11 protein-coding genes are annotated in these 9,403 nt (G+C 66.4%); 4 read left to right on the top strand and 7 right to left on the bottom strand.

The window, feature by feature from the left end; all coding sequences use genetic code 11:
• Positions 1–495 (top strand): tyrosine-type recombinase/integrase (locus tag CF165_RS49290; RefSeq protein ID WP_143268944.1); only part of this gene is annotated, 495 nt, incomplete at its 5' end.
• A gap of 463 nt (positions 496–958) precedes the next feature.
• On the top strand, positions 959–1,666 hold the full coding sequence (locus CF165_RS49285; RefSeq protein ID WP_093954507.1) for a hypothetical protein: 708 nt from the start codon (positions 959–961) through the stop codon (positions 1,664–1,666).
• A 109-nt stretch (positions 1,667–1,775) separates the two neighbouring features.
• Here the strand turns inward: CF165_RS49285 and CF165_RS50975 are convergent, their stop codons facing one another.
• From CF165_RS50975 to CF165_RS51605, 5 genes are all read right to left on the bottom strand, one after another.
• On the bottom strand, positions 1,776–3,101 hold the full coding sequence (locus CF165_RS50975) for a hypothetical protein (protein ID WP_143268943.1): 1,326 nt from the start codon (positions 3,099–3,101) through the stop codon (positions 1,776–1,778).
• 268 nt (positions 3,102–3,369) lie between these two features.
• Entirely contained in the window at positions 3,370–3,945 is a 576-nt protein-coding gene (locus CF165_RS49270) for a hypothetical protein (RefSeq protein ID WP_093954504.1), read from the bottom strand.
• Positions 3,942–4,076 (bottom strand): hypothetical protein, encoded by a 135-nt coding sequence (locus CF165_RS53620; RefSeq protein WP_276209784.1) that lies wholly within the window; start codon positions 4,074–4,076, stop codon positions 3,942–3,944. The genes CF165_RS49270 and CF165_RS53620 overlap by 4 nt, the downstream gene beginning before the upstream one ends.
• A complete protein-coding gene (locus tag CF165_RS51610) occupies positions 4,069–4,236 on the bottom strand; it encodes a hypothetical protein (protein WP_158226976.1) in 168 nt (55 codons plus the stop codon). Before CF165_RS51610 ends, CF165_RS53620 begins: the two co-directional genes overlap by 8 nt.
• Positions 4,233–4,394, bottom strand: coding sequence for a DUF6221 family protein (locus tag CF165_RS51605; protein ID WP_158226975.1), 162 nt, complete (start codon positions 4,392–4,394; stop codon positions 4,233–4,235). The genes CF165_RS51610 and CF165_RS51605 overlap by 4 nt, the downstream gene beginning before the upstream one ends.
• 301 nt (positions 4,395–4,695) lie before the next feature.
• Between CF165_RS51605 and CF165_RS49265 the strand changes: the two genes are divergently transcribed.
• Positions 4,696–4,953, top strand: a complete 258-nt coding sequence (locus CF165_RS49265) for a PadR family transcriptional regulator (protein WP_143268942.1) — start codon at positions 4,696–4,698, stop codon at positions 4,951–4,953.
• Between the two features lie 888 nt (positions 4,954–5,841).
• Here the strand turns inward: CF165_RS49265 and CF165_RS49255 are convergent.
• Positions 5,842–6,471, bottom strand: coding sequence for a hypothetical protein (locus CF165_RS49255; protein ID WP_240522211.1), 630 nt, complete (start codon positions 6,469–6,471; stop codon positions 5,842–5,844).
• 527 nt (positions 6,472–6,998) lie between these two features.
• Between CF165_RS49255 and CF165_RS49250 the strand changes: the two genes are divergently transcribed.
• The gene (locus CF165_RS49250; protein ID WP_240522210.1) at positions 6,999–7,388 is read left to right on the top strand and encodes a hypothetical protein; all 390 of its coding nucleotides are present in this window, start codon (positions 6,999–7,001) and stop codon (positions 7,386–7,388) included.
• A gap of 301 nt (positions 7,389–7,689) precedes the next feature.
• On the opposite strand, the gene CF165_RS49245 is transcribed toward CF165_RS49250, so the two are convergent.
• The gene (locus CF165_RS49245; protein WP_093954500.1) at positions 7,690–9,048 is read right to left on the bottom strand and encodes a hypothetical protein; all 1,359 of its coding nucleotides are present in this window, start codon (positions 9,046–9,048) and stop codon (positions 7,690–7,692) included.
• Positions 9,049–9,403 lie beyond the last annotated feature (355 nt).

Raw genomic sequence — 9,403 nt, 5'->3', positions numbered from 1 at the left:
CTGCTGCGGCTGCACACCGAGACCGCCTGCCGCCGGGGCGGTGCCCTCGCGCTTCGGCCGCAGGACCTCGACCCGGACCAGTGCCTGATCTTCCTGCGCGAGAAGGGGGAGACGGTTCGCTGGCAACCGGTCTCGCCGACGCTGATGGCACACCTGGTCAGTCACGCCGCCGAACGCGGCGCCCTGCGCGCCGTTCAGCTGCTGCGCTACGCCGACGGCCGGCCGATCACCACCCGCCGCTACGACCACCTCTGGACCCGGCTCGGCAAGCACCTGCCGTGGGTGGCCACGCAGCAGATCTCCACCCACTGGCTGCGCCACACGACGTTGACCTGGGTGGAGCGCAACTTCGGCTATGCCGTCGCCCGCGCCTACGCGGGACACGCTGACTCAGGAAGTGACGCTGGAACCACCACCACATACGTCCGAGCCAGTATCCAGGAGGTTGCCGCCGCGCTGGCCGCGCTCACCGGAGAGCCTCACCCGCTGACATGACGTCGGCCGGGAGGTAGTTGGTGCGATCAGCGACGAGCGCGCGAAGCGAGACGAGCCAGATACCGATCGAATCTGAACCCGCTGATTAAGAGTTCGCTGCTCTCTCTGTCGGATGGTGCCGAGTGATGTCGAACAAGACCTTTTCCTCTGGTCAACGTCGGCGGTGGGCGTGTGTGGGTGTCGGTCGATGTCGCCGGGTGACGGGGTGTTTCGGACCTCTCGGGCTCGTCTCGGGCTCGTCAGTGTCGGACCCTGTCGGGGAGTTCGGCGGCGCTGTGGACGTTGGCTGGGGGTGGACGGGTGACTGGATCTCCCGTAGTCCGCGATCATGCAGTGTTGATCTTTGGTCCGCGTGTCCTTCGCGATCACTAAGGGATGTGAACCAGGCAGGGCAGGATCGATTCGATCTCGCTCTGGTAGCCGAGATGAACTTCGGCGCCCGCGCCGGGTGTTTGAACTCATCGTGACTGCCAACGCGCGGACGGTATCTCGGTTCGTCACGGTCGTCATGGGGTTGGTCATCGGGCTTACGTTCCTTTTCGGGTTTGGGAATGTCTTGAACCTGGCGCTGAAGCTTCAGGTGCCTGTGTTTGTAGCGCCGTTGGTGGCGCCGGCTGTCGACCTGACCGTGCTGGGATTGCTTGTGGGTACGCGGCATCTGGCGCTGTCCGGAGCTGACGATGCCATTGTGCGGCCAGCGCGGCGGTTACTGCTGGCGGCCAGCGTCGTGACCTTGTTGTTGAACGTCGCCGATCCCGTGTGTGCCGGGCTGTGGGGTAAAGCGGCATTCGACTCGGTCGGTCCGCTGCTGTTGATCGGTTGGGCTGAGACGGGGCCTGGTCTCCTTCGGGCGCTGACCGCTGCGAACGCCTCCGAGTCGGGCCGGTCAGCTGCGGCTTCGCCCTTGGACCTTCAGTCGGACAGCGCCAACCCGGAGGTTCACGAGGTAGTCGAGTTGGGTCGTGAGGAGTTAGAGACAAGGACCGCGCCTGCCTCCGACCTCGACGAGAAACTTGTGGAGCGGGCGCGACGTGCGGACGCCGAACATTGGCGGCGGATCGGCCGTCCGATCTCAGCGGAGACGTTGCGAAAACAGCTTCGGGTCGGCGCGACGACCTCACGGATCTTGGTGGCGCGCGTCCGTGCCCAAAGCGCGCCAGTACACACGTAATCCTTGGGTGCGCTCGAATCCGACCACGAATCGGGGCACCACGCCGGCGGTGACGCTTCGGCGTGGTGCCCCGGTCCATGCAGAAGGTCCCTGCTGAAACGTCGGCGGGCTATCCGCTGGGATGCTGGCCAGTTCGAGAAGCGTTGGCTAGGGCTGTGGCGAGTACCCGCTGACTGACACGTCTCATCTCTCCGAGCCAGCTGATCCCGAAATCTGAAACGGGCTGAAACAACGAGAAAGGCGGTCGACCGAAGGTCTGCTCCGATCCGAACAGGCTCCCTTCATGCCCAGTCGACGAGCGGATCTGGTAGGCGGTCTCAGCGAACTTCTTGACATCCCTGTTGCTCAGCACTGTTTTGAGGGCCTTGCGGAAGCGTTTTTGTGCTACACCTTTCGGGTGGGGACAGTCGGGTTGGCAGTCGCACGGCGCGTCGTCAACGAAGCGTTTGCCGAAGCCTTCGATCGCCGCAACGTAGGTCAGGTACGCGATCGATGAATGATGGTGATCCAGTCGCATGGCCTCGTAGTGGGCGTGTACGGCAGTGGCCAGCCCCGGGTCTGCCTTGAGGATGCGCCAGGCGTGGGGCATCCACTCGGGCAGATCGAACTGAGCCGTATCCGGCGGGATCTGCCCGCGCCACTCTGGCTTCTCGACGAAACCGGGAAGTTCGATCGGCGCGCCCACTATGGCCGGAACGCGCAGTCGTTCCTGCTCATCGTGAAGCTGCCGCGGTTGACTGCGGGGAACCCAAAGACGCCCGGTCGCCAGTGACAGCAGTGCGCACGTTCGCCCCAAGGACCATTCGGCAAACGGATACGCCGCTTCCCATGCATGGCTCTCGACTGCGCCGGTCACGACCACAGGAAAGCTGTGCCGAACGCCGGGGCCGCTGTCGATTCGGTCGTCCAGCAGTACTGCCTCGCGCATGCACACACTGCCGGGCTCAAGGTAGACGTGACCGAGACTGCACGGCGCCTTGAGCTGGCCGACGCGGTCGATTCCAAGGGTGTACGGGGCAGTGCCGACGATGGCCTGCCACGTGAACGAGAGTTCTCGCTTCGCCAGAGCCAGGACCGCCGCCTCGGCAGCTTGACGCCATGGTTCCACTTGATCATCCGAAGCTTCCGCGGCGTCACCGACCGCGGAGCATGCGATCCCGTTGTCGTTCGGATGGACACGAAGCCTGCTGGCTAGCGCTGCTGAGGGTGGCGGTCCGAGTTCCACGGGGCTGGTACCGTCCGTGCCGCGAGCGGCCATGTACCCGTCCCCGGTGAGCTCGATGGCCACATAGTGTGCCCACCTGTCGCCCTGGCTCTCGAAGTCGACGGGGAAGATCCCGATGTCACGTTCCCACAAATTCGGTCTCCTCGAAGAGCGGATCAAGAGCTCATGCCGCCGGCCGATCGGCATGATCACATGAGTCGCGGAAGCCAAGCCTCGCTCCTTGTCCGCGTGATCCGGCCGGCGCGACGCCTCAGGAGGTTACCGGGTGCGGCGGCGACGTTGCCCGGATTTCGTCCGAGGTCGGCGTACGTCCGGTCTTCGGCGACGCTCGCCCTGCGACACCACGGGTGCAACGATGGCCAGTCCGGTGCACACCGTCGGCGTGACTCCCGAAAGCGAACTGTTAGCGCTTGGTCCGCGACCCGGGCCGCTCTCGGTGCTGCAGACTCGCGCTTCTCGTGCGGCAGTGACGGCTCCGTCAGCGACGATGAGTCGGCGGAAATCGACCGGTTCGATTCCAGTGCGTCTGGGCCAAGTCCCGGAACAGGATGATCGGATCAGCGCCGCTCCACAGCCTGACGAATTCGTCCGTGATCGCGTTGTGCTTGGAGGTCACCCAAGTTTCCCACGGCTGACCCGGCAGCAGGACAGCCGGCGACTGGCCATCCTGCTTGCACACCATCACCTGCACTCCCGTCGTCGTCGAACGCTGCAGGCCAGTCACCATCACGCCGAGGATCGGCTGTTGCGAAGCGTTGGTGACGCGTACTTGCCATCCGTTCGGTACCGCCTCAGAAGTCATTTCTGCGTAGACGTAGTACGCCTGCACGCGGAGGCGGTCGGCCTCACGGTCGTTCTCTCGCCGCGCCTCGCCTTTTGCGATCCGGAGAGCCGCCCAGGCGGCGAAGAGGGCACCGAGCCCACCGGCCCACTGGCCGAGGCCGGCCCAGCCGTCGGTGCCGAGGAGTGGCTGAAGCGAGACGGCGACTACGACGATGGACACTATCATCAGCACGCGCGGCCAGCCGCCGAGCTGGTCGAGCAGCTTCTTCACTCCCGCACCGCCGCGCCCTGCAGCGTCTGAGCATTGATGATGGCCACGCAGCCGGGGTGGAGGTTGCTGCCCGGGCCGGCTTCGGCCTGGCCGCGCTTCGAGCACATCGGCTTCGGGGTGTCGTCAGGCATCGGAGGGCTCCTCGCCTCGCTCGACGCGGTCCGCGCGGTCGAGCAGCTCGCGCGCCTTCTCTGAGCCTTGCCACGATCCGCGGATACGGTTGGCCAGCTCGCGGAGCCTAGCCGCGAAGTCGGCGTTGCTCTCGCCTTCCAGGCGTTGCGTGTCGCTCATGGTCGAAAGTCCTCTGTGTAGTCAGGGTGTCCGTCGTAGACTGTCGCGAGGCGCTTGATCACGTCGCGTGTCACGTGGCAGATCAGCTCGCGGCCGGGGTTGTCGAGGTCGGCGCAGTAGCGGGCGTAGTCGTCGAGGATCGCCTTCTTCGCGCGCACGTCGGCCAGTTCCTCGCCGCGGAGGACGTCGGCTCGCTCCTGGCGCTCGTCGAGCGGGCCCAGTAGAACGCGATCAGTGGGTCTACCGGCGGCGGGCTGGTCACCTCGTGGGTCGGCACGTGCTGTTCAGCCACGGCGGCTCCCTTGGTCTCGGGCTTGGAGGCAACAGACTGTCACGCTGGCTTGCCGACGTCGAGGCGGTCGCCTGATCGTGCGAGCGGCTGCTGCACGACTTCCGCGACATATGTCAAACATGATCCATGAAGATGACTCATGAGCACGGCAGCTCGCTGCCGTGCTCATGAGCGCACCCCGCGACAAGCACTGGGGCTACGGCCTCTCGAAGAAGTCCGGCGTCCGCTCCGGCGCCATGTACCCCCGCCTCCGGCAGATGCTCGAAGCTGGCTGGCTCAGCGACGGCTGGGAGACGAGCGTCGAAGGCCGGCCTGCTCGGCGCTACTACCGGGTCACCGAAGACGGCCTCCGCGAACTCGGGGCGCTCCTTGCGCGCGCCGAGCTCGACGCCCGCTTCCGTGAATTGAATCTGGGGATGGCGTGATAGGCGAGCTTCTGAGCGACGTTGGAACTTACGGCGTTGGGACCCTGGTCGTCACAGCGCTTCTGTGCGGCTTCTGTCCGGTGTTCGTCATGCGTCTGCTCCTGCTCCTGTATCCGAAGGGGCACGAACACCGCGCCGAATGGCTCCTAGAGATCGAACACGTGCCTTGGCGGGAGCGGTTGCCGGCCACGGGGTCCGGCTGTCGTTGCCCAGGCTGGCCGCTGCCTCAGGCTGTGCTGCGGTGGAGCGGAGAAGACGCGAACACCGACGCTAAGTTGCTGGAGCGGGAGTCGGTGGTGGCGATGGCGTCGTCGGTCCTGGTGTGCGCCTGGTCGAGTCGTACGCCGTCGTGTGTTGGCACACGTTGGCCACAGTGCGTTTGCCGCGAACGTCAGTGCTCGCCTGTCGGTGGGGTTGCGCCGAGCAGGAAGGCTCGGACGTTGAAATCGATCCCACGGCCGGCGGCAACTTCGTGCTCGAGCGCGAGAAGGTCGCTATGGCCGGGGAGCACTCGATTGCCCTTCTGACCGCTGCGGACGCCAGGTCGTGTGCGCCATCGCACCACAGGCGCTTTGCGGTGTAGATCCAGAGCGCGGAGTCAAGGCGTGAGGGAAGCTCAAGATGACGACGTTTCTGCAGCTCATCGTGCCCCTTCGGGCGCCTCTGCTGTGGTCGGCCCGCGAGCCAACTGCAGCAGTGGCCCGCAGTCGGCGAGGATCGCAACGTCGATTGCATCTGGGGCGCGCGGCGCCAAGCGTTGACCTCCCGGCGGCCGAAACTGCCGTAGTGCTCTGGCTGACGCGTAAGATTCCGCGCTAGACGTGCACAGCGAATCGGGAGGATGCAGTAACCCGGGCACTCGCCACGCTCTTCGAGCATCGGGCGAAGTCAGTTGCCGTCCTCGTCACCACGTTGGCTGGTGACGCAGCTGGTGGGTTTGTCGCGTAGGCACACCTTTCCGTTGGCGACGCGCAGGCCGACGGTGTCGAACGCGGTGACCCAGTTGGTGGCGATCGCCTTCTGTGCGGGGGCGAGCTGGATCAGGCCGGAGCACACGGCCGCGTGCAGCTTGTTTTCCACCGCGTCCTTCGGGTTCGGGATCGTGCCGGGTTCGACCCACAGGTTGCGGGGATCGTCCGGGGCGCCGCCGAGTTCGAGGCTGACCAGATGGTCGTACTCGCTCTTGTCACCGGGTGCCAGGTTGTAAGAGCGGGCGGATTCGGCCTTCATCTTGTTCGTCTTCGACGTCGGTGGACGGACGGTCTTGGTCCACCCGGCTTTGCAGATCGTGTCCTTGATGGTGTCCTGTCGCACGGCGGGATTCACCGCGCCGGGGGTGCAGTTCGGGTCGGGCAGCGGCTGGCCGTCGCGGGAGCCCAGCTTGCAGGTTCCGGGCCCCGGCATTGCCGCAGCGGAGTTCCCGGTCGGCAGGTCAGCGGGAGATGCCGCAAGCGTCGGTGTCGGGGTTGCCGCGTTGGATGCATGGCAGCCGGAGACCGCAAGCGCGGTGGCGAGCACGGCAACGCCCCACCGGCGTGTGCCGGACCGGGAAGAGGGCACGGGAATCTCCTGCGTCAGCAACGGCGGCGGGGGACGGCAGACCCCGCCGTGCGTGTGAGATCTGGTTACGATCGAACTTCTACCTGCTCTGTGGGAGTTGACCTCACCGCCACGCCGTGCCCGAGGGCGACCGGCCCGCCGAAGGTCGGGATGTTCCGGACAGTGCGACAGCAACCCGGCGCGGTGAACGGTTTCGCAGTGGCATCGACATCTGGTGGCTTCTTCACTGTCACCGTGGCGTCGCCGACTCCTGCGCATGGTGATGACCACCAAACGCCACCCTTGCTCGCCATACCCGCTGTCGTTCTGCGAAAGGACCCCAGGATGAGCCGCCCCGTACTTCGCGCCTGCCTCACCGCCGCCGCGGTCACCCTCACAGCCGGCCTGATCGACGCCCCCGCCCACGCCGCCAGCGGCACCCCCACTAGCCCCATGGCGGCCACGGCGTCGTGCTCGCAGGCCTATCTGCCGCTGCCGGACTCGGCATGCACGCCCGGGGCGAAGAACCCGGACGTCACCAGTCCACGATCGGCTCGACGATCTGCGTCTCCGGCTGGACGGCCACGATCCGCCCGTCCACCACCTACACCAACGGGCTGAAGAAGCAGGGCATCATCGACTACGGCTACACCGACACCAGCATGTCGGACTATGAGGAGGACCACTTCCTCCCGCTGGAGCTCGGCGGCGCGCCGAAGGACCCGCGCAACCTCTGGCCCGAGCCGCACTCCGGTAGCCCGAACTCCTACAGCAAGGACTCGGTGGAGAACGCGGTCAAGAAGGCCGTCTGCGCCCACCAGGTCACCCTGTCCGCGGCGCAGACGGCGATGCTGCGCAACTGGACCACCGCCAAGTCCGTGCTCGGCATCGGCTGACCGCGCCCGGCCGGCCGGACCTCAGCGACAGGAAAGGGGCTGGCGCCGCCGGATCATCTCGGGTGCGGGCGTTGCCGCGGGCAGCGTCGGGGACTTCGGCGACTGCGTGCACGATCGCCGCGTACCCGGGCTGGCGGTACGTCGTGCGGCTACCGCACCCGAATCTCCCGTGATTCCAGCCGATCAACAGTTCCTGTCGCCCATAGGCGGCACCAGGCTGCTGTTGGGTGGACTCACGCGATCGAATCTGCGCATCGGGACGGCCGTCGACGTATCAGCGTCGGATCGGTTTTGCTCCAGCTCATGTCCTTGACCGGCGCTTGCGACCGGCTGAGGGGCGGGCGAGCTGGTCACCTTCCAGGGCTGCCAGGAGCGCAGGCCGGCAGGTATCGGCGGAGATACCGGCACCCCCTGGGTAGCTGCTGAAACCGCGCCGCTGCACGGCCAGGCTGAGTTCGTACTCGCGATCGGTCGCCTTCGTGCGCGGGGTGCGGTCGAGTGCGGCTGTTCCGCGGCGGACGTGCTGGGTGAGGTCGGGATACCCGAGCGAGTGCGCGAGGTTGCGGAGGAACAGTTCGCAGGTCTCGTGTGTCACCTGGTAGCCGGGCTCTTCCAGCAGGATTACGCCGCCAGAACCGTCGTCGTTGCTGGCGAAGGAGAGCCTGCAGGCGGTTGGCAGTTCGGCGACGGTCCAGTCAAGGTGGGCGATCTTCAGAGTGGCCCAGGGGCCTGTACGAGCCAGAACGTCCAGCAGATCGGTGTCGAGGCCACTGCCGTGTCGCTTGAACAGCGCGAGCACTGTGCCGGGGTGGGCCAGCGCCATCGATTCGAGCATGAGCTGCCAGCGAGCGCCGGCGGAAAGCCAGGTCTCGCGAACGAGTTTCGGGATGTCACTTTCGTCGGCTCTACGGCCTCGCTGTGCGTGGGCGAATTCTTGGTCGGCGACCGCCTGTGTCGCGGATTCGCAGGTGCTGCCGCCGGCGACGGACTCGAGCCACTCAGGCAAGGCGTCGCGGTTGACGGCGTAGTGCATGCCGATGTTCGACGTGAGTCCGGCGGCGTTGAAGACGGTTACGGCTGCTTCGACGAACCGGTCGTAGTGCCGCTGGTGTCCTCTCGGCGTCCTGCCTCGGCGGACCCAGTCCGCCAGGACCATCACGCAGGCCCGCTCGCTGTCCGCGCTGAGGTAGCGGTTGACGTCTTCGGCAAGACGGGAGCGCCTGTTGTGCTCCGGCCCGGAAATCGAGGCCAGTGGCTCCTCTGCCAGCAGCTCGTCCATGTTGCCGAATGCGCCGAGGTGACGACCGAGAGCGGAAATCGGCAGATCGCCGCGCGCCCGCTTGCGCTCGGCTTCGTCCGTCTCGTTCGCGTAGTAAACGAGGTGGCGGGCAGCGTTCAGGTAGTCGGTGAGGGTTCCGGGAGGATCGCAGTGCAGTCCTTCGGGAAGTATCCGGTCTCCGAGCGTCCCGCTCGACCGCTGTGCGAACTCGTCGCTGCGTGCACGCGACTTCAGGCTGGGGCAGTCCGGGTCGGCGTGCCACCGGGTGCCGGTCTTCGTCGCCCACACCCGCAGCATCGTCCCTGCCCACGGGCCCAGAGGGAGGTCTTCGACACTGAGTGCCGAGCGTGGGTTGCCGTCGTCGGTGACTAGCTTCAGCATTCAACCACCTCGGTCAAGTTCAACAGTCCGGAGCGATATCGGAACTGTTGCCCGGTTTCGTTACCGATGGTCGCACGGTACGTCAGTGCCGGGTCGCCGCGTGCGCGTCGATCGTGAAGTAGGGGCGGGCGCGGGGGCGCAGAGCGAGGGATCACGAACGCGCGCGAGCGACGGAACGGACAGGTTCCGCAGAGCCCATCTCCGCCAACTGTCAATCGCACGTGCGCCCGCACCGTCGTCGACGATCCGGCCCGGGGCATCGGGGCACGCACCGACGTCGGTCGTGCCGGTCACGGCTGGTCGGGTTCGGGGCCGGCTTGGATCTCGGCGAGCCGCCGCAACAGCAGGTTCGTCG

It is taken from the genome of Amycolatopsis vastitatis (genome assembly GCF_002234595.1).
Classification (GTDB): domain Bacteria; phylum Actinomycetota; class Actinomycetes; order Mycobacteriales; family Pseudonocardiaceae; genus Amycolatopsis; species Amycolatopsis vastitatis.
The sequence above is the reverse complement of the archived record's forward strand: the minus strand, read 5'-3'. Positions and strand labels throughout refer to the sequence as shown.